The sequence below is a fragment of the Microbacterium testaceum genome, assembly GCF_020781835.1.
Classification (GTDB): domain Bacteria; phylum Actinomycetota; class Actinomycetes; order Actinomycetales; family Microbacteriaceae; genus Microbacterium; species Microbacterium testaceum_H.
The window spans coordinates 125,341-144,425 of the sequence record NZ_JAJGNJ010000002.1 but is presented as its reverse complement, the minus strand read 5'-3'; the positions used below and the strand labels follow the sequence as shown (position 1 = coordinate 144,425).

Here is a 19,085-nt window from a genome sequence, read left to right as displayed (position 1 = left end):
GCAGGGCGGCCGCGCTGCAGGCGTCAGTTCTCGGGGCGGGACGGGAGCGAGATCGAGCCGCCGTCCTCGGTGCGGTGCTGCAGCTCGTCGACGTAGAGTCCGTCCTCGTCCATCGTGCGGTTGCGGTACGCGGCACGCCCCACCATGTGCGCGGCAAGCGGCGCGGTCGCGAACTGGATGAGGACGATCGGGATGCCGAAGGCCAGCGCCTCCCACGTGCGCAGCGACAGCACCACGGCGGTGACGATCAGCAGCACGCCGAGAACCTGCGGCTTGGTGGCGGCGTGCAGGCGTGAGGGGACGTCTGGCCAGCGCACCAGGCCGATCGTGGCGGTCAGACACAGCACCGCACCGATCAGCACGAGGACCAGCGCGACGACGTCGAGCACGGATTCCAGGGTCACCGGGGGTTCTCCTTCCGCGCGACGAACCGGGCGACGGCAATCGAACCGAAGACGCCGACCGCGGCGATGACGAGCATCGCGGGGAGCGACCGGGTGTGGTGGTTGATCGCCATGTCGGCGCCCAGGATGCAGAGCACCTCGGTGAGCAGGACGTCGGCCGCGACGGCCCGGTCGAGGATCGACGGGCCGATGACGAGCCGGATGAGCGCCAGCACCGCGGCGACGGCGAAGACGACGAGGATGACGACGACGAGGGCGCTCATAGCGGTGTCCGTCCGTCGCGGGGCGAGGCCGCCCCGTGGTGGGCATGGTCGTCGGCCTCGGCGATCCGTCGCCGCAGGTCGGCGAGCTGGGCGCGCGAGCCGACGGCCCGCGTGATGCGAGCCTCCCAGCCGAGCACGACGCGGCGGTGGTGCTCGGCATCCTCGTCGCTGCGCACACCGATCGTGTGGAGGAAGAGCGTGCGTCCCTCGCGGTCGACGTCGACGATGAGGGAGCCGGGGATCAGGGATGCCGTGACCGCCGTGTGCGCCATGATGACGTCGTCGTCCACGCGCAGGGGGACGGCGATGATCGCCGCTCCCGGCGGACGCCGGAAATCCAGCACCTGCCAGGCCACGACGAGCGAACCGCGCACGACGGCGCCGAGGAACGTCACGACGAAGACGAGGCCGTACCAGAGATTCAGACGTCCGGACAGGTCGACCGGTGGCAGCCGGAACACGCGCGTGACGAACACCGCGGCGACGAGTCCCGTGATCAAAGCCAGCCAGGTGAACTGGCCCCACAGCAGCATCCACAGGGCGACCAGGATCACGAAGAAGGGCAGCTGGTGCAGGAAGAAGCGGACCTGCGACCGACGCGACGGGCTCACTGCTCCCCTCCCTCGTCCTGCAACTGCACCAGTGTGATGCCTTCGGCGATGCGCTCGCCCGCGCGCAGGCACACATCGAGCAGGGGGCCGGCGAACACGGTCAGCGCGACGGTGACGACCACCATCCCCGCGGTCGCGGCCGTCATGATGCGGGGGATCGTGCGCCGCTCGGTCGAGATCGCTGCGGCGGGCGCGTTGCCGAGGTAGGCGATGCGCTCGAGCGTCTCGGTCGAGTCGTTCTCCTCGCGCCAGAACGAGAGGTTCCATGCCCGCATGAGGGCGTAGAGGGTGAGGATCGAGGTCGCGATCCCGCCGACGATCATCACCATCATCACCGGCGTGCCCACCTGGGCGGCGGCGTCGAACAGGGCGTACTTGCCGATGAAACCCGAGAACGGCGGCAGACCACCGAGGTTGATGGCGGGCAGGAAGTACAGCACCGCCAGCACCGGCGCCGCGCGCATGATGCCCTTCACCTTCAGGATCGAGGTGCTCCCGGCGCGGCGCTCGATGAGGCCGACGGCGAGGAACAGGGTCGTCTGCACGATGATGTGGTGGACGATGTAGTAGATCGTCGCGCCCACCGCCAACGGGGTGTTGATCGCCAGGCCGAACACCATGTATCCGACGTGGCTGACGAGCGTGAACGACAGGATGCGCTTGAGCTCGGCCTGAGCGACGGCACCGAGGATGCCGACGATCATCGTCGCCAGAGCCACCATCATCAGCAGGAAGTTCAGGTCGTTGTCGACGAAGAGCTGCGTCTCGGTGCGGATGATCGCGTAGACGCCGACCTTGGTCAGCAGGCCCGCGAAGACGGCGGTGACCGGGGCCGGCGCGGTCGGGTACGAGTCCGGGAGCCAGAACGACAACGGGAAGACCGCCGCCTTGATCGCGAACGCGAGCAGCAGCATGAGGTGCAGGATCGTCTGGGTGTCCTGCGGGAGCTGTGCCATCCGCTCGCTGATCTGCACCATGTTCACGGTGCCGAGGGCGCCGTAGACCATCGCGATGGCCGCGAGGAACAGGATCGACGACACCAGCGATACGACGATGTAGACGACGCCCGTACGGATGCGCGATTCGGTGCTCCCGAGCGTGATGAGCACGTAGGAGGCGACGAGCAGGATCTCGAACCCCACGTAGAGGTTGAACAGGTCGCCGGCGATGAAGGCGTTGAAGATGCCCGCGCCCAGGATGAGATAGGCGGGATAGAAGATCGAGACGGGGGTGTCCTCGTCGTTGTCGGCCGCGCCCTGCCCGATGGAGAACAGCAGGACGGCCAGCAGCACGATGCTCGTGACCACCACGAGGAGCGCGGCGAGCACGTCGACGTACAGCACGATGCCGAGCGGGATGTCCCATCCCGCGACCGCCACCGCGATCGGACCGCCGGTGTCCACGGCGACGAGCAGGACGGCGCCGAGCACCAGCACCGTCGTCAGGGCGGCCACCGACACGATGATCTGGGTCTTCTTGCGACGGCCGAAGATGAGGTTGATCGCCGCTCCGATGAGCGGGATGCCGACGAGCAGGGGAACCAGGGCGCTCACGAGCGATCACCGTCCTCGGGGTCGCGGGCGTCGGGCTCGGTGCCGCCCGCGCCCTCGTCCGCGGAGCGCGGCTCGCCCTCCGGGCGGCGCGTGTCCCCCTGCGGCCGGCCACGGCCCACGGCTACGCGGTCGACGGGAGCGTCATCCACCAGGTGAGAGATGTCGCCCTGCTGGAGTACCCGGATCGGGGAGACCACGTCCCCGACGAAGTCGGTCGTGACGTCGTCGTCGTCGGAGCGCGACTCGTCGTCGATGGCATCCTCGGGTTCTGCCGCCGTGCGCGAGCGGATGGCGATGTCCTCGGCGTCGTCGATGACGGTGTCGGCCTGACCCAGCTGCCAGGAGCGGTAGATGAGGGCCAGCAGGAACGCCGAGATGCCGAAGGTGATCACGATGGCCGTCAGCGCGAGGGCCTGCGGCAGCGCGTCGGACATGTCGGCGGAGTCGGTCTGCCCGTCGTAGAACGGCGCGACCCGCGGCTGCCCCATGACGATCAGCAGCAGCAGGTTCGCGGCGTTCCCCAGCAGGAGGAAGCCGATCAGCACGCGGGTGAGGCTCCGCTCGAGCATCGCGTACACGCCGCACGCGAAGAGCACCGCCATGACGACGATGAGGACGAACGAGACGGTCACGGTGTCGTCACCACCTCGGTGTCGGCGGCGTCCTTGGACTGCCGGTCGACCTCGGCACCGAGGCTGCGGAGGACGTCGAGCACGAGACCGATGACGACGAGGTAGACGCCGATGTCGAAGATCGTGCTGGTGACGAACTCCCAGTGTCCGATGAGCGGGAGATCCCCCTCGAACGTGAAGCTCTGCAGGGGGGCGAAGCCGAAGAACACGGGGACGACCGCGCACAGCACCGCGATGGACATGCCCGCGCCCAGGAGGCGTCCGGCATCGGTGGGCGCGGCGGCGCCCAGCTCCCATCGACCGCCGGCGATGTAGCGCATCACCAGGGCCATGCCCGCGACCAGACCACCCGCGAAACCACCGCCGGGAAGGTTGTGACCGGCGAACAGCAGGTACAGCGAGACGATCATGATGGCGTGGAAGAGCACCCGGATGATGATCTCCATCATGATCGACCGGTTCTCGGGCTGGACCTTGGCCCCCGAGACCAGCCAGGCGCGCGGAGCGTCGGTCTCGCCGGCACGCTGCGCCCGCACACCGCTGTCGGTCTCGACCAGCGGACGGCGGCGTCCGAGGCCCACGCGGCTGCGGGCGGTGCCGGAGCGGCGGGCGAGGTTGTCGCTGCGGTCGGTGATGAAGACGAGGGATGCCACGCCGGTGGCCGCGAGGATGAGCACCGACAGCTCGCCCATGGTGTCCCAACCGCGGAGGTCGACCAGTGCGACGTTGACGACGTTGCGGCCGTGCCCGATCTCGTAGGCGAGAGCCGGCCACTCGAGCGAGATGGGAAGCTCCTGACGCGCACCCGTGGCGACGACGGCGACCAGGGCCATCGTGAGCCCGACGCCGACGCCGAGGGCGGCCCGGGCGAGGGGCGCGACAGAGGCGTTGTGCTCGCCCATGCGGGCCGGGAGGCGCCGCAGCACGAGGGCGAACGCGACGAGCGTGATCGTCTCGATGAGCACTTGCGTGAGCGCCAGGTCGGGGGCACCGCTCGTGCCGAAGAGCACCACCATGCCCAGCCCGGTCACCGACACCAGCGCCACACCCGTGAAGCGTTTGCGGGCGCGCACGGCCAGGACGCCGGCGGCGATCATGATCGGAGCCGAGATCAGTTGCGCGGGTGACTGCCAGGCGTCCAGCTGGGCGCGCCACTGGTCGGAGGCGAGCAGCGCCGTGCCCTCGGCGACGACCAGCACGATGAAGATCGTGCCGACGTAGAAGGGCAGAGAGCCGCGCTGGAAGCGCGCCGTCGTCCACTCCGATGCGCGATCCACTCCGCGGAGCGAGAGGTTGTAGACGTCGTTGGCCGTGAACGGCAGCAGTCGCCCGCGGCGGTGGAGCTGTGTGCGGCGCACGAGCCAGAAGATGCCGGCGCCCAGCGCGAGGGTCGCCAGCGAGAGGAAGAGGGCGGGCTCGAGACCGTGCCACAGGGCGAGGTGGTACGGATACTCGGGCGCCGGCACGCCCGCGGTGGCCTCGGGCACGGTGTCGGCGTACGGGGCGAGCCACATGTCGACGATCGGCGCGAGGAAGCCGAGCACGAGCGAGGCGGCGGCCAGCAGCACGGGCGAGGCCAGGAACCCGATCGGGGGGTCGGGCCACTCGGTCCGCTCGACGGAGCGCTTGGTCCAGAAGGCCCCCCAGAGGAACCGGATGCCGTACGCCGCCGTCAACGACGAGCCGGCGACGACGCCCACCAGCGCGACGACGCCCCACCCCGCGCCCGCTGAGGCCTCGTGCCACAGCGCTGTCAGCGCCGTCTCCTTCGCGACGAAACCCAGCGTCGGGATGACACCCGCCATCGAGGCGATGGCGAGGAAGGAGGCCGTGGCCATGACCGGGGCCTGGCGTCCGAGGCCCGAGAGCTCACCGATGTCGCGCGTGGACAGCTGCCGGTCGATGACGCCGACGACGAGGAAGAGGCACGACTTGAACAGCGCGTGGCTCAGCAGCAGGGCGACACCGGCGAGGGCGGCATCCCTCGTCCCGTAGCCCAGCATCACCGTCAGGAACCCGAGCTGGCTCACCGTGCCGAAGGCGAGGATGCGTTTGAGGTCGCGCTCGCGCAGGGCCTGGAATCCGCCGAGGAGCATCGTGAAGACACCGAGGGCGATGAGCGTCGGTCGCCAGAACGGGGTGTCGGCGAATCCGGGGGCGAGCCGCGCGATCAGGTAGATGCCCGCCTTGACCATCGCCGCGGCGTGCAGGTACGCGCTCACCGGCGTCGGGGCCGCCATGGCACCGGGGAGCCAGAAGTGGAAGGGGAAGATCGCCGACTTGCTCAGGGCGCCGACGAGCAGCAGCAGGACCGCCACGTCGACGACGGGACCGGTCGGCGGCTCGGCGAGGATCGACGACAGGCTCGTGGTGTCCGCCTGCACGACGAGCAGCACCACGCCGATCAGCATGACCAGCCCGCCGAGCGTGGTCACCAGCAGCGCCTGGAGGGCGGCGCGGCGGCTGGCGGCGCGGCCGTGGTAGTACCCGATGAGCAGGTACGACAGGACGCTCGTGACCTCCCACAGCATGATCAGCACGACCACGTCGTCGGTGAGCACGAGACCGTACATCGCTCCCGCGAACGCCAGGAGCACGGCGGAGAACTGCCCCACTCCGTGCGTCTTGCCGCGGAAGTACCAGCGGCAGTACAGCATGACGAGCGCGCCGACGCCGGTGACGACCAACGTCAGGAGCCACCCGAGGACGTCCATCCGCATCGACAGCGAGACGCCGAGACCGGGGATCCAGACGTATTCCTCGAAGGGAATGGCGCCGGACAGGACGGCCGGGGCGAGCACGAGCGCGTGGGCGAAAGCGAGCGCCGGCAGGAGGGCTGCCGCGTAGAAGGCACGAGCACCGAACCGCGCGACCAGGAAGGGAAGCAGGATCGGGATCAGGGCGAACGCACCGAGGAATGCCAGCAAGGTGGGGCCTCCTCGGGGTCGACGGGCGAATGCCCGGGCTCTCGGGGTGTCCGGTCTATTCTACCGGGAGCATTCGTCGACCCGCGCCCCCGATGGTCATGTGCTACGCGGCGGAGCGGTCGTCGTGCCCTCGCGGAAGGCGGATGTCAGGTCGAGCCCGGCGGGCGTCGCCCCCTCGAGCATCGCGGCCACCGCTTCGCCGGCCGCGCGCCCCTTCGCGGTCGCCGGCTGCACGAGCGTCGTGAGGACGTGCGGCGCGAGGCCGTCCACGACGACTCCGTCGAAGCCCGTGACGCTCACCTCCCCCGGCACCCGAAGACCCGCCTCCTCGGCGGCGCGGATGATTCCGGCCGCCAGCAGGTCGCTCTGCGCGATCACCGCGGTGGGTCGGCGCGAGGGATCGGCGAAGATCGTGCGGCCCGCGATCGCGCCCTCGTCGATCGAGCTGCCCGCGGCGGCGAGAGCGGGGGCATCCGGGAAGACCTGTCGCGCGCCGGCCAGGCGGTCGCGGGTGACGTCGACGCGCACCGACGCGTCGTCCGTGATCCAGCCGCGACGTCGTGCGATATCGACCGGCAACGTGACGATCACGACGTCGCGATGACCGAGGTCGAAGACGTGGCGCGCCGCCTCGCGCTGCGCCTCGGCGTTGTCGAGCAGCACGCGGGGGATCCCCTCTCCGGCGTCGCCCTCGACGACGACGACCGGGATGCCACGCGCCCGGACGATCTCGAGGGAGTCGCGCATGCGCGGGCTGCACCCGATGAGCACGGCGGCGTCGATCGGGGCGGTGTGCAGGGACGGCTCGCTGATCGTCTCGCCGTCGTCCCGCAACAGCAGCAGCGCGGCGCCGAGCCGGGAGACGCCGTCGGCGAGACCGTCCATCATGTGCGTCGTCACGGGGTCGAGGAAGGCAGTGCCGAGGTGCTGGTCGAAGACGACGCCGACGATCCCCGAGCGGCCACGCCGGAGCGAGGCGGCGCGCGGGTCGGGCCCGGTGTAGCCGAGCTTCTCGGCGGCGGCCAGGACGCGCGCCCGTGTCGCCTCGGACGTCGGGGTCTTGCCGCTGAACACGACGGATGCCGTCGACGCGGAGACGCCCGCTTCGCGGGCGACGTCGCTGATGGTGGCGCGGCGCGTGCTCACCACCCGATCGTACATCGCGGAGGCTCGCCTCTCGAATCGATTCGATCCGCGCTGCGATCCTGGTTACTGTGGCGGCATGGACTCCACCCTCACCCGGTCGCGCCTGGTGCGCTGGTACATCGCGATCTGCGCGATCTTCCTCGCGAGCGGGCTGAGCATCGCGACCTGGGCCTCGCGCGTCCCCGCCATCCGCGAATCGCTCGGCATCGAGAACTCCGGAGTCGGACTGCTGCTGCTCGGTATGGGCGTGGCATCCATCATCGGGCTGACGATCGCACCCGCCATCATGGCGCGGCTCGGCGCCCGACGCGGCATGCTCGCCTCGCTCGTCAGCGTCGCCGTGGGCGTCGTCATCATCGGGTTCGGTTCGGACACATTGCAGGTGTTCGGCGTCGCCCTCGTCGGCCTCGCGCTCTTCGGCTTCGGCAACGGCTCCGTCGACGTGATGATGAACGTCGAGGGCGCGGCCCTCGAGAAGGCGACCGGCCGCACCGTCATGCCGCTCCTGCACGCGTTCTTCAGCTTCGGCACCGTCATCGGCGCGGGCATCGGCTTCCTCGCCGTCCGCGAGGGAGTGCCCGTCCTGGCCCACTGCGTCGCCATGGGCGTCGTGATCGCGGCGGTGGCGTTCGTCTCCGTCGCGAACGTGCCGTCCCGCGAGATCGCGATGGACGCCCCACCCGCACAGGAACGGGCGCACTGGCGCGAGCGGCTGCGCGCCTCGCTCGCCGCGTGGCGCGAGCCGCGCACCTACACCCTCGGCGTCATCATGCTCGGCATGGCCTTCGCCGAGGGCAGTGCCAACGACTGGCTGCCGTCGGCGGTCGTCTTCGGACACGGCGCCCCCGAAGAGGCCGGACCCGCGGTGCTCGCGGTGTTCTCGGTCGCCATGACGGTGGGGCGTCTCATCGGCGGTCCCGTCGTCGACCGCTTCGGCCGGGTGTGGGTGCTGCGCATCCTCGCCGTCACCGCCGCCGCGGGCCTGGTGCTGTTCATCGTCGCGCCGTTCGGACCGCTCGTGTACATCGGCGCCGCCCTGTGGGGCCTGGGGGCCTCCCTCGGATTCCCCATCGGCATGTCGGCCGCCGCCGACGACCCCGCCAAGGCGGCATCTCGTGTGGCGGCCGCCGCGACCATCGGCTACGTCGCCTTCCTGTGCGGCCCGCCGGTCCTGGGCTGGATCGGCGACCACATCGGGCTGCTGAACACGCTGTTCATCGTGGTCGGGTTGATCGTGGCATCCGGGCTCTTCTCCGGGGCGGCGAAGCCCCTCCCCGTCCCGACTCCCGAGGACGAGAAGTCGGGCCGGCGCGATTAGGCTCGTCGGGTGCGTCTCGTCATCGCCCGCTGCTCCGTCGACTACACCGGTCGACTGAACGCCCACCTGCCCCTGGCCACGCGTCTGCTCGTGCACAAGGGCGACGGGTCGCTGCTCGTGCACTCCGACGGCGGGTCGTACAAGCCGCTGAACTGGATGAGCCCGCCGTGCACGCTCACGGTCGAGGAGCCCGACGAGGATGCCGCGAGCGTCGGCGTCACCGAGCAGTGGCGCGTGACGCACAAGAAGTCCGGCGACGCGCTCGTGGTCAAGATCTACGAAGTGCTCCACGACACCGCGCACGATCTCGGCGTCGACCCGGGTCTCATCAAGGACGGCGTCGAGGCGGACCTGCAGCGACTGCTGGCGGAGCAGGTCTCGGTCGTCGGCGAGGGCCTGACCCTCGTCCGCCGCGAGTACCCCACGGCCATCGGCCCCGTGGACCTGCTGCTGCGCGATGACAACGGCGGCACGATCGCCATCGAGGTCAAGCGACGCGGCGACATCGACGGCGTCGAACAGCTCACCCGGTATCTCGAGCTGCTCAACCGCGACCCGCTGCTCGCCCCCGTCAGCGGCATCTTCGCCGCACAGGAGATCAAGCCGCAGGCTCGCGTGCTCGCGACCGATCGCGGCATCCGCTGCCTCACGCTCGACTACGACGAGATGAAGGGCATCGAGTCCGGGGCTCCGCGGCTGTTCTGACGGCCGGCGGCGGCTCGGCCCGCGACGTGGCCGGTAGCGTGGAGCCCATGCCCGTGCGCTCCCCCTGGTCGTGCGTCCTCTGGGACGTCGACGGAACCCTCGTCGACGCGTCCGAGGGCATCCTCCGCCGTCTCACCATCACCCTCGAGCACTTCGGGCTGCGGCCGCCGACGCGCGCGGAGCTGTCGCACTGGATCGGCCCGCCCATGTTCGAGTCGTTCCAGGTCAACGTCGGGATGACGCCCGACCAGGCGACCGAAGCGGTCGCGTTCTACCGGGGCCTGAACAAGAGCGAGGGCTACACCGTGAGCGCCGAGCTGTACCCCGGTGTCGCCGACATCCTGCGCGACCTCCACGCGGCGGGCGTCCCGCAGTCGACCGCGAGCTCCAAGCCGGAGGTGCAGGTCGTGGCCCTCATGGATCACTTCGGCCTCGCCCCCGACCTCGAGGCCATCGTCGGCGCGAGCCCCGACGAGCGCACCCTGAGTGCGAAGTCCGACATCGTGCGCGAGGCGCTGCGCCGACTGGAGGTCCGCGGCTACGACACCTCGCGGCCCGTCCTCATCGGCGATCGACACCACGACGTCGAGGGCGGGGCGGATGCCGGTGTGCCGGTGATCTTCGTCCGCTGGGGCTTCAGCTGGCCGCACGAGGCCGACGGCGCCCAGGCCGCGGTCGAGACCGCAGCCGAGCTGCGCGCTCTCCTGCTCGTGCCCGATGAGGACGCCGGTTCCCCCGACGGTGTCTGACATCGCCTGGGCGCTTCCCGCGTCGATCGTCCTGCTGGCGGCGCTGGTGATCGCCGGAGTGGTGACGCTCGTGGTGCGCGCCCGCCGGAGGTCGCCGCGCGCGGTGGCCGCCGCGTCCGAGGCGCGCGCCGCCGCCGAGGCGGCCCTGCAGCGCCTCGATGATGCCGCCACCGCGCTCGATGTCGCGTTCGAGGCGGCCGACGCCGACGATGCGCCGATGGAACTGCGGCGCGCACGGGCTGCCGCGCTGCGCGGACGCGACCGCGGCTTCGCCGAGGTCGCCGCCCTGACGACCTCCTCGCGGCTGCCGGCTCAGCGCCGGGCCGACGCCGTCCGGTTGCGCGACGACATCGAGCGCCGCATCGCCTCCGTCGAGGAGACCCGGTCGGACCTGGACGCGTGGACCCGCACACACGGGAGCGTCGCCGGTCGCATCGCCGCAGCTCGCGCGCGCCGTGAGGAGATCGCCCGGACCGCCGGAGACCCCGCGCGTCTGGTCGGCGAGTCCCGGGCACGGTTCGACGACACCGAATGGACGGATGCCGACCGCGCCGAGCGCGAGGCACGGGCGGCGCTCACGCGCGCCGATGCGGCGCTGGCCGCCGCGGCCGACACCCCGGAGGTCGCGGACGAGCGGGTGACCGAGGCACATCTCTCCCTGCGCCGCGCGGCACGGCTGTTCCGCGCGGTCGAGGACGCGCACCGGTTCGTGCTCCAGGCGGCGGAGAACGCCGACGCCGAAGTGTCGGCGGCCGACGTGGAGATCGCCGCAGCCCTCGAGCTGGTGACCTCCCGACACGGCGAGGTCGCGCCCGACGCCGCCCAGCGGCTCCGCGCCGCGACCGCCGACCTGCGCGCCGCGTCGGGCGACCTCCCCTATCGTCCGCGCGCGGCGATCGAGGTCGTGGCCCGTGCCCGCGAGATCCGCGATGAGGTGCTCGGTGACATCCCGAGCTCGCGCCGGCGGCTCGAGGCGGCCCGCGCCGCGCTCCCCGGTACCCTCGCGTGCGCACGAGCGGCCGTCGCCTCGGCCGAGGCCTTCACAGACGGATCGTCGATCGCCGAACGGTTGCGCCTCGACGCGGCTCGACGCGAACTGGCCGCGGCGCGTTCCGCCCGCGACGCGTTTCAGGCACTGGCATCCGCCCGCGCCGCCTGGCACGCCGTGACCGACGCCTGAGTCCGGGCACGGCGACCGACGCCCGCACTCACCCCGGGGTCGCCCAGCCTCCGGCCAGCACACGCGCCGGGACGGTGCTGACCGCCGCACGCACCTCCGCGTCGGGCACCCCCGCCCGGAGGCACACCTCGACGGCGCGGTCGAGCGTGAGCGTCGACCCCGCCAGCGTGTCGGTCCCGCGCAGGACGGGACGGCCGCCGGTCACGTCGACGGCGAGATCGCCGAGGGCGTAGACACCGTCGCCGAGGCCCGTGGCCGAGATGGCGTCCGTGACCAATGCGACGCGACCCGGGGCGGCGGCGAAGACCGTGCGGATGAGGGCCGGATGCACGTGCACGCCGTCGGCGATGAGCTCGAGGACGACGTCGTCGCGCTCCAGCGCCGCACCCACCGGGCCCGGATCGCGATGGTGGAGACCGGGCATGGCGTTGAAGGCGTGCGTCAGGAGCCGAGCGCCCCGGTCGAACGCGGCGAGCGCGGTGGAATGGTCCGCCTCGGTAAGGCCCACGGCGACGACGACTCCGGCCTCGGTGAACGCCTGTACCGCGGCGAGCGCACCGGGGAGTTCGGGGGCGATGGTGATCTGGCGCAGGATGCCATCCCCCGCCGCCAGCAGAGTGCGGACCGCTTCCGGGGTGGGGGCGGCAAGAGCACCGGCGTCGTGCGCCCCGCGCCGCCCTGGAGCGAGGAACGGACCCTCGAGGTGCACCCCCATCGCACCGGGGATGTCGGGCAGGATCCGCCGGAGTTCCGTCATCCGGTCGGCCAACCGTTCGATCGACGCGCTGACGAGGCTGAGCATGACCGCGCTGCTGCCGTGCGCGCGGTGGAAGGCGACGGCGGCCGCGACTCCGGCGGCGTCCGCGTCGTCGAAGGAATGGCCCAGGGCGCCGTGGCAGTGCAGATCCATCGACTCCATTGTCCTGCGCCGCTGCCGCGACACCGCGGCGGAACACCTCGGCGACGCCGCCCGATATCGTGAGCGGCATGGGGGAGAGAGTCACCTTCCGTCGCGTCACCGCCGTCGCGCGCCGTCTCCCGGCCACAGCCGCGCTCGCGCTCCTGCTGCTGGCTGTGGGGGTGGCATCCGCGGGTCTGTGGTCGCCGTTCGCGGCGTCACCGCTGCACGACTCCGTCGCCTATGGGCTGCCGGCCCTCGAGGCGGGCCGGTGGTGGACCCCCGCCACCGGGACGTTCTTCGTGTCGGTGCCGTGGCTCTACGCGCCGATCATCGTCGGGCTGACCGGGATGGGATACCTGGAGCTCCGCCGCGGCTCGCGCGTCGCGGTCACGTACTTCGTCGGCGGCCAGCTCGCCGCCGTGCTGCTCGCCTCGGCGCTGCTGTGGCTCGCGGCGCTGCTCCCGTGGCCCTGGGCACAGGGCCAGGCCTCTTCGCTCGATGTCGGGCCCTCACCCGGCATCATCGCGTGCCTCGCGGCGGCCGTGTCGCTCCTGCCCTCGCCGTGGCGGCTGCGCGCGTGGACCGTGCTGATCGCCGTCCTGTCGGTGACGTTCCTCTATTGGGGGTCGCTGAACGATCTCGAGCATCTTCTCGCCGTGGCCCTCGTGCTCGCCGTGGACCGGTCGCTGCGCCCGCAGCGGGTGACGGTGCGCGAGCAGCGGCTCATCGCGTTCGTCGTCGTGTGCGGACTCGGGGCGCTCGACATCCTCACCTATGTCAGTCCCACCACGGGACCCTTCGGCACGTCCGACCCGGTTTCCGGATCCTGGGTCGATGTGGCCGTCAACTCGGTGGTGGTGCTGGCCGTCGCCACCGGAGTGCGGAGGGGACGCCGGTGGGCGTGGGTACTGCTGGTGGCATACGGCATCCTGAACGCCCTGATCCTCGTCACCGCCGCGACACTCGTGCTGGTGGTCGGACTCGGTGTCCTCGAGGGAACCATCGACATCGACCTGACGATCACCCTCGCCTCTTCCGCGACCTGGGTGGTGGCGTTGGTCTACCTCTGGCTCGTGCGCGCGGCGTTCCGCGCCCGTCCCACGGCGTCTCTCGGTGTCTCGCCGGCCCCGGGCGTCGACGACGTGAAGGCCGAGCTGCGCGCGACCGGCGGCGGGACCCTGTCGTGGATGACGACGTGGGAGGGAATGTCGTACGCGCGGTTCGGCCGCGGGATCGTGGCCTTCCAGCGCCGGTCCGGGGTCGCGCTCGTGCTGGGCGATCCGCTCGGCCCCGAGGAGACGCGCGCCGCGACCGTGCGGATGTTCGTCGAGCGCGCGGAGGACGCCGGCCTCGCGCCGTGCTTCTTCAGCGCCGGGGAGGCGACGCGGGCCGCCGTTCCCGCAGGATGGCGCAGCATCGTGGTCGCGGACGACACGATCGTTGACCTCCCGGGCCTGCAGTTCACGGGCAAGGCGTGGGGCGCGGTGCGCACGTCGCTCAACCGCGCCGAACGGGAGGGGATGACGTTCCGACTCTCGCGCCTCGCCGACGAGACGTGGGGCATCCGGCAGCAGCTGCGGGCGATCTCCGAGAGCTGGGTGGGCGAGAAGGGATTGCCGGAGATGGGCTTCACCCTCGGCACGCTGCACGAGGCCGCCGATCCGGAGGTGCGCGTCGCGCTGGCCGTCTCCCCCGCCGGCGACGTCGACGGCTTCCTGTCGTGGCTTCCCGTCTACGGCGAGGGACGCGTACGCGGATGGACGCTCGACCTGATGCGTCGCCGCGAAGGCGGATTCGGACCGGTCATGGAGTACTTGATCGGGTCGTCCGCCCAGCAGTTCTCCTCCGAGGGCGCGGAGGTGATGTCACTGTCGGGGGCCCCGCTCGCGCACGAGTATCCCCCGGATGCCGGCGTGATCGCCGACCTGCAGGGGCGCATGGCCGCGATGCTTGAGCCCGTCTACGGCTTCGCCTCTCTGCACCGGTTCAAGCAGAAGTTCCATCCGAGGTACGAGACGATGTATCTGCTCTTCCGCGACGAGGCCGACCTCACCCGCATCGGTGCCGCGCTGACGCGCGCGTTCCTCCCCCACGCGACGCTGCGGCAGTTCGCCGCCGCCGGCGTCGAACTGGTACGACCGGAGCGGTGAGGCCGTCCGACGGGCGCGTCCTGGGACTCAGAGGGGGCGGATGTTCTCCGCCTGCAGGCCCTTGGGCCCCTGGGCGATCTCGAACTCGACCCGTTGGTTCTCCTCGAGCGAGCGGTAGCCGCCCGACTGGATCGCACTGTAGTGGGCGAAGACATCCTGGCCGCCCTCATCGGGCGCGATGAAGCCGAAACCCTTCTCCGAGTTGAACCACTTGACCGTGCCCTGCGTGCTCATGGACGTGCCGTTTCCCGCTTCTGTCGACGCCGGGCGCGCCGATCAGTGCCCACGCTAACGCGTGGCACCAGGGCCGCGCATCGGCCCGTGACAGAAACGTTGCACGGCACCGGCGGACGTCTGGCCCTTAAGCCCATACGACGCCCGGGCTGAGCAGAAGCTCGAAGCCCGGGCGTCGACGGATCCCCCCGGATATGTCACGCGAGGCGTGACGGCGATCACTTTACAGCCGAGAATGCGGTTCGCGCGACACGAAAGCTATGAATTCTTCACATATGACGCTCGCGTGTGATATTCGCGCGTCATAGACTCCGCGTGTGGACGAGCGGCGACGGCCTTCCGCCCTCGTCGAAGAGGCGTACGCCGCCCTCGGCGAGGCGATCGTCGACGGTCGCCTCCGCCCCGGAGACCGCCTCCGTGACGTCGAGCTCGCCGCCCACATGGGCATCTCGCGCACGCCCGTCCGAGAGGCTCTGCAGCGTCTCGCGGCGATCCGCCTGGTCGAGATCTCCCCCACCGCTTCACGCGCGTGACCACCCCTGCCGAGCAGGAGATGGCGGACATGCGGGACTACGCGGTGCACATGATCGCGATGACGATGCACCTCGCGCTCCAGCGTTGTTCCGACGAGGACCTCGTGGAGGGCGCGCGTCTCTTCGGCGAGGTGGCCCGGGCGGCGCGCGAAAGGTCGTCGCCCGCATACGTCGACGCGGGTTTCGCTCTGCTCGCCCACTTCACCCGCGCGGCGGACAACATCGTCCTGCGCGAGACCCTCAAACAGACGGAGTTCGTCGTCCGGCGGAATCTGCGCGGGTGGATGTGCGCCGGCGAGGGCGACTGCGAGGAGCTGTTCCAGTCGCTTGCGGAGGCGATCCGCGAGCGCGACACCGCTCGCTCGGCGTACCTGTGGCTCACCATGCACGGTCTCTACTGACAGCGTCAGGCCCGGCGCAAGGCATCCCGCTCCCTGGGCTCGTCCCGCTACCGTGACGGGCATGACCCGCATCGAGCTCCGCGACCTCCGTGACGACGACAGGGACGCCGCGTACGCGGTGCTCCGCGAGAGCGCATCGACGTGGCCGCGCGGCCAGGTCGATGATCGCGCCGCGTTCGATGCGTGGGTGGACAGCGACCGGGTGACGGCGCGCGCGATCGTCGACGACGACACCGTGGTCGGTCTCGCCGCGACGCTGGACGTGGAAGGGGACCGCGAGGCCCTGCTCGCGGTGAGCCCCGAGACGTCTCGCGACTCCGCGACGGAGGCGCTGCGGTTGCTCACCCTCGCCGAGCCCGAGCGACCTCTCTACGCGTGCGTCGCGGCGGACGACGACCCGGCGCACGCGACGCTCGCACGTCTGGGTTTCGTCGAGCACGAGCGCGACGGCGCCGACATCGTCTACGTGCTGCCCCCGACGTTGGAGTGAGCGGATCCGAGTGATTCCGCGCTCAACGACCCCGCACATACCCTAGGGGGGTATGGTATCTGTCATGAACGGGTACGACGGACACAAGGACGACCTGCAGAAGCGCCTGCGGCGCATCGAGGGCCAGGTGCGCGGAATCGCGCGGATGGTCGACGAGGACAAGTACTGCATCGACATCCTCACCCAGGTCTCCGCCGCGACGAAGGCGCTCGAAACGGTCGCCCTGTCGCTGTTGTCCGACCACCTCAGCCACTGCGTCGCCGAAGCCAGCGCGGAAGGCGGCCAGGTGGCCGCCGACAAGATCCGCGAGGCGAACGACGCCATCGCCCGGCTCGTCCGTTCCTGACCCCCGAGGAGAACACCATGAACGACCGCATCTCGCTCAACCTGCGTGACATCAGCGGCGGCCCGTCCGCGGCATCCACTCCCCTCCCCGAGGGTGCCGTCGTCCAGCAGGTCGGGGTGACCGGCATGACCTGCGGGCACTGCGTCCGCAGCGTCACCGAGGAGATCTCCGAGATCGCCGGCGTGCAGGGGGTGTCCGTCGACCTGCGCGCGGGCGACGTGTCCCGCGTCACGATCGCCAGCACCGCCCCCATCGACCCCGCGCTCGTGCGTGACGCCGTGGAGGAGGCCGGGTACTCTCTCGTGAGCGATCCGGCATGAGCACCGTCGACGTCGAGCTCGACATCACCGGGATGACGTGCGCCTCGTGCGCCACCCGGATCGAGCGCAAGCTCAACAAGCTCCCCGGGGTCGAGGCCTCCGTCAACTACGCGACCGAGAAGGCGCGCGTGCGCGGCGACGGCCTCGACCCGGCCGACCTCATCGCGGTCGTCGAGGCCGCGGGGTACGCGGCCGCGGTGCCGGCTGCGGCCGCCCCCGAGGTGGCCGAGAGCGAAGCCGACCCCGAGACCGACGCCCTGCGCCGCCGGCTGCTGATCAGCGCGGCGCTCGCGCTTCCCGTCGCCGTGCTGTCGATGGTCCCGGCGTTGCAGTTCGAGAACTGGCAGTGGCTCGCCCTCACCCTGACCGCACCCGTGGCCGTCTGGGGCGCGTGGCCGTTCCACCGCGCCGCCGCGGTCAACGCCCGCCACGGCGCCGTCACGATGGACACCCTCATCAGCCTCGGCGTCATCGCGTCGTTCGGGTGGTCGCTGTACGCCCTGTTCTTCGGCGGTGCCGGGATGCCGGGCATGAGGATGAGCTTCACGCTCTTCGGCGCACCGACCGCGGGTGCGCACGAGATCTACCTCGAGGTCGCCGCCCTCGTGACGGTGTTCCTCCTCGCCGGCCGCTACGCCGAGGCCCGGGCGCGGACCGCCTCCGCGAGCGCCCTGAAGGCCCTGCTGAACCTCGGCGCCACCTCCGCGACGAAGCTCGTCGACGGTCGCGAGCACGCCGTCCCGGTCGCGAGCCTCGTCGTCGGCGACGTCGTCGTGGTGCGCCCCGGCGAGAAGATCCCGTCGGACGGCCTGGTCGTCGAAGGAACCTCGGCGGTGGATGCCAGCATGCTCACCGGCGAGTCGGTCCCGGTCGAGGTGGCCCCCGGCAGCCGCGTCGTCGGCGCGACGATCAACGTCGGTGGCCGCCTCGTCGTCGACGTCACCCGCGTCGGTGCCGACACGGAGCTCGCGCGCATGGGACGCCTCGTGGAGGAGGCGCAGGCCGGCAAGGCCGAGGTCCAGCGCCTCGCCGACCGCGTCTCGGCGATCTTCGTGCCGGTCGTGATCCTGCTCGCCGTCGCGGCGTTCGCCGGCTGGCTCGTCGCGGGCGGGTCTCTGGAGCTCGCCTTCACGGCGGCGGTCGCGACGCTCATCATCGCGTGCCCGTGCGCCCTGGGCCTGGCGACCCCCACGGCGCTGCTGGTCGGCACGGGCCGCGGCTCGCAGCTGGGCATCCTGATCCGCGGTCCGCAGGTGCTCGAGCAGACCCGTCGCGTCGACACGATCGTGCTCGACAAGACCGGGACCGTCACCACGGGACGCATGGCCGTGACCGACGTGCTCCCCGCCGAGGACGTCGACCGAGCCGAGCTGCTCGCGGTGGCCGCGGCCGTCGAGGGCGGCTCGGAACACCCGGTCGGTCGCGCCATCGCGGCCGCCGCGGACGCCGCCCCGGCCGTCGAGTCGTTCGCCGCGCACGCGGGGCTGGGCGTCCAGGGCGTGGTCGACGGCTCGGCCGTGGTCGCCGGTCGGCTGTCGTGGCTGCGCGACCAGTGGAGCGTGGGGCCGTCGGCATCCGCTCTGTCCTCGCTCGACGCGCTGGCCGAGCGCGCCACGATCGTTGCGGTCGCGCGCGACGGGCAGTACCTCGGCGCGATCGCCGTCGCCGACACCGTGAAGTCGACGAGTGCCGAGGCGGTCGCGCGGTTCCGTCGCCTGGGGCTGCGGCCCGTGCTGCTCACGGGCGACAACGCCGCGACCGCCGCGCGCGTCGCCGCCGAGGTCGGGATCGACGACGTCCGGGCCGAGGTCACTCCCGCGCAGAAGCTCGAGGTCGTGCGGTCACTCCAGACCGATGGACGGGTCGTGGCGATGGTGGGCGACGGTGTCAACGACGCCGCCGCCCTCACCGCCGCCGACCTCGGAATCGCCATGGGCGGAGGGACGGATGCCGCGATCGCGGCGAGCGACGTCACGGTCGTCTCGGGCGATCTGCTCGTCGTCGCCGACGCCGTCCGCCTCGCCCGGCGCACTCTCGGCACCATCAAGGGCAACCTCTTCTGGGCTTTCGCCTACAACGTCGCCGCGATCCCCGTGGCGATGGCCGGTCTGCTCAACCCCGTCGTCGCAGCCGCGGCGATGGCCCTGTCGTCGGTGTTCGTCGTCACCAACAGCCTGCGTCTGCGGCGGTTCCGGGCCGAGTCCGCCGCACGCTGAGATCAC

20 protein-coding genes are annotated in these 19,085 nt (G+C 71.3%); 11 read left to right on the top strand and 9 right to left on the bottom strand.

The window, feature by feature from the left end; all coding sequences use genetic code 11:
• Positions 1-23: 23 nt before the first annotated feature.
• The 7 genes from mnhG to LL239_RS03225 form a co-directional block, all read right to left on the bottom strand.
• Positions 24-398 carry a monovalent cation/H(+) antiporter subunit G gene (gene mnhG / locus LL239_RS03255; RefSeq protein ID WP_228162319.1) on the bottom strand — a complete coding sequence of 125 codons (375 nt, stop codon included), beginning with the start codon at positions 396-398 and terminating at the stop codon, positions 24-26.
• Between the two features lie 2 nt (positions 399-400).
• Complete coding sequence (locus tag LL239_RS03250) at positions 401-667, bottom strand: monovalent cation/H+ antiporter complex subunit F (protein WP_228162016.1); 267 nt, start codon at positions 665-667, stop codon at positions 401-403.
• Positions 664-1,278, bottom strand: coding sequence for a Na+/H+ antiporter subunit E (locus tag LL239_RS03245; protein WP_228162015.1), 615 nt, complete (start codon positions 1,276-1,278; stop codon positions 664-666). The genes LL239_RS03250 and LL239_RS03245 overlap by 4 nt, the downstream gene beginning before the upstream one ends.
• Positions 1,275-2,831, bottom strand: a complete 1,557-nt coding sequence (locus LL239_RS03240; protein WP_228162014.1) for a Na+/H+ antiporter subunit D — start codon at positions 2,829-2,831, stop codon at positions 1,275-1,277. The genes LL239_RS03245 and LL239_RS03240 overlap by 4 nt, the downstream gene beginning before the upstream one ends.
• The gene (locus tag LL239_RS03235) at positions 2,828-3,463 is read right to left on the bottom strand and encodes a Na(+)/H(+) antiporter subunit C (RefSeq protein ID WP_228162013.1); all 636 of its coding nucleotides are present in this window, start codon (positions 3,461-3,463) and stop codon (positions 2,828-2,830) included. The genes LL239_RS03240 and LL239_RS03235 overlap by 4 nt, the downstream gene beginning before the upstream one ends.
• Positions 3,460-6,390, bottom strand: a complete 2,931-nt coding sequence (locus tag LL239_RS03230) for a Na+/H+ antiporter subunit A (protein WP_228162012.1) — start codon at positions 6,388-6,390, stop codon at positions 3,460-3,462. Before LL239_RS03230 ends, LL239_RS03235 begins: the two co-directional genes overlap by 4 nt.
• A 96-nt stretch (positions 6,391-6,486) precedes the next feature.
• Complete coding sequence (locus tag LL239_RS03225; protein WP_228162011.1) at positions 6,487-7,536, bottom strand: LacI family DNA-binding transcriptional regulator; 1,050 nt, start codon at positions 7,534-7,536, stop codon at positions 6,487-6,489.
• Positions 7,537-7,612: 76 nt separating this feature from the next.
• Here LL239_RS03225 and LL239_RS03220 point away from each other — a divergent pair, with 76 nt between their 5' ends.
• Genes LL239_RS03220 through LL239_RS03205 form a run of 4 tightly spaced genes read left to right on the top strand, consistent with a single transcriptional unit; the run spans position 7,613 to position 11,488 of the window.
• Positions 7,613-8,854, top strand: coding sequence for an MFS transporter (locus LL239_RS03220; RefSeq protein WP_228162010.1), 1,242 nt, complete (start codon positions 7,613-7,615; stop codon positions 8,852-8,854).
• A 9-nt stretch (positions 8,855-8,863) separates the two neighbouring features.
• A complete protein-coding gene (gene nucS, locus LL239_RS03215; protein ID WP_228162009.1) occupies positions 8,864-9,559 on the top strand; it encodes an endonuclease NucS in 696 nt (231 codons plus the stop codon).
• Between the two features lie 47 nt (positions 9,560-9,606).
• A complete protein-coding gene (locus LL239_RS03210) occupies positions 9,607-10,308 on the top strand; it encodes an HAD hydrolase-like protein (RefSeq protein WP_228162008.1) in 702 nt (233 codons plus the stop codon).
• Complete coding sequence (locus LL239_RS03205; RefSeq protein WP_228162007.1) at positions 10,301-11,488, top strand: hypothetical protein; 1,188 nt, start codon at positions 10,301-10,303, stop codon at positions 11,486-11,488. The genes LL239_RS03210 and LL239_RS03205 overlap by 8 nt, the downstream gene beginning before the upstream one ends.
• A 28-nt stretch (positions 11,489-11,516) precedes the next feature.
• On the opposite strand, the gene LL239_RS03200 is transcribed toward LL239_RS03205, so the two are convergent.
• Positions 11,517-12,398: an N-acetylglucosamine-6-phosphate deacetylase gene (locus tag LL239_RS03200; RefSeq protein ID WP_228162006.1), complete on the bottom strand. Its 882-nt coding sequence runs from the start codon at positions 12,396-12,398 to the stop codon at positions 11,517-11,519.
• A 77-nt stretch (positions 12,399-12,475) separates the two neighbouring features.
• On the opposite strand from LL239_RS03200, the gene LL239_RS03195 reads away from it, so the two are divergent.
• Positions 12,476-14,539, top strand: coding sequence for a bifunctional lysylphosphatidylglycerol flippase/synthetase MprF (locus LL239_RS03195; protein WP_228162005.1), 2,064 nt, complete (start codon positions 12,476-12,478; stop codon positions 14,537-14,539).
• 27 nt (positions 14,540-14,566) lie between these two features.
• On the opposite strand, the gene LL239_RS03190 is transcribed toward LL239_RS03195, so the two are convergent.
• A complete protein-coding gene (locus tag LL239_RS03190) occupies positions 14,567-14,773 on the bottom strand; it encodes a cold-shock protein (protein ID WP_228162004.1) in 207 nt (68 codons plus the stop codon).
• Positions 14,774-15,090: 317 nt separating this feature from the next.
• Between LL239_RS03190 and LL239_RS17980 the strand changes: the two genes are divergently transcribed.
• The 6 genes from LL239_RS17980 to LL239_RS03160 all read left to right on the top strand — a co-directional run bounded on the left by LL239_RS17980 (position 15,091) and on the right by LL239_RS03160 (position 19,079).
• Positions 15,091-15,306, top strand: coding sequence for a GntR family transcriptional regulator (locus LL239_RS17980; protein ID WP_228162003.1), 216 nt, complete (start codon positions 15,091-15,093; stop codon positions 15,304-15,306).
• Entirely contained in the window at positions 15,303-15,707 is a 405-nt protein-coding gene (locus LL239_RS03180) for an FCD domain-containing protein (protein WP_228162002.1), read from the top strand. Before LL239_RS17980 ends, LL239_RS03180 begins: the two co-directional genes overlap by 4 nt.
• 61 nt (positions 15,708-15,768) lie before the next feature.
• On the top strand, positions 15,769-16,197 hold the full coding sequence (locus tag LL239_RS03175) for a hypothetical protein (RefSeq protein ID WP_228162001.1): 429 nt from the start codon (positions 15,769-15,771) through the stop codon (positions 16,195-16,197).
• Positions 16,198-16,261: 64 nt separating this feature from the next.
• A complete protein-coding gene (locus LL239_RS03170; RefSeq protein WP_228162000.1) occupies positions 16,262-16,543 on the top strand; it encodes a metal-sensitive transcriptional regulator in 282 nt (93 codons plus the stop codon).
• A 17-nt stretch (positions 16,544-16,560) separates the two neighbouring features.
• Complete coding sequence (locus tag LL239_RS03165) at positions 16,561-16,863, top strand: heavy-metal-associated domain-containing protein (RefSeq protein ID WP_228161999.1); 303 nt, start codon at positions 16,561-16,563, stop codon at positions 16,861-16,863.
• Positions 16,860-19,079 (top strand): heavy metal translocating P-type ATPase, encoded by a 2,220-nt coding sequence (locus LL239_RS03160; protein ID WP_228161998.1) that lies wholly within the window; start codon positions 16,860-16,862, stop codon positions 19,077-19,079. Before LL239_RS03165 ends, LL239_RS03160 begins: the two co-directional genes overlap by 4 nt.
• Positions 19,080-19,085: the final 6 nt, after the last annotated feature.

Coding starts and splice junctions, on each gene's coding strand:
- LL239_RS03250 (WP_228162016.1), bottom strand. CDS start 667: ATGAGCGCCCTCGTCGTCGTCATCCTCGTCGTCTTCGCCGTCGCCGCG.
- LL239_RS03220 (WP_228162010.1), top strand. CDS start 7,613: ATGGACTCCACCCTCACCCGGTCGCGCCTGGTGCGCTGGTACATCGCG.
- LL239_RS03210 (WP_228162008.1), top strand. CDS start 9,607: ATGCCCGTGCGCTCCCCCTGGTCGTGCGTCCTCTGGGACGTCGACGGA.
- LL239_RS03200 (WP_228162006.1), bottom strand. CDS start 12,398: ATGGATCTGCACTGCCACGGCGCCCTGGGCCATTCCTTCGACGACGCG.
- LL239_RS03195 (WP_228162005.1), top strand. CDS start 12,476: ATGGGGGAGAGAGTCACCTTCCGTCGCGTCACCGCCGTCGCGCGCCGT.
- LL239_RS03190 (WP_228162004.1), bottom strand. CDS start 14,773: ATGAGCACGCAGGGCACGGTCAAGTGGTTCAACTCGGAGAAGGGTTTC.
- LL239_RS03175 (WP_228162001.1), top strand. CDS start 15,769: ATGACCCGCATCGAGCTCCGCGACCTCCGTGACGACGACAGGGACGCC.
- LL239_RS03170 (WP_228162000.1), top strand. CDS start 16,262: ATGAACGGGTACGACGGACACAAGGACGACCTGCAGAAGCGCCTGCGG.
- LL239_RS03165 (WP_228161999.1), top strand. CDS start 16,561: ATGAACGACCGCATCTCGCTCAACCTGCGTGACATCAGCGGCGGCCCG.
- LL239_RS03160 (WP_228161998.1), top strand. CDS start 16,860: ATGAGCACCGTCGACGTCGAGCTCGACATCACCGGGATGACGTGCGCC.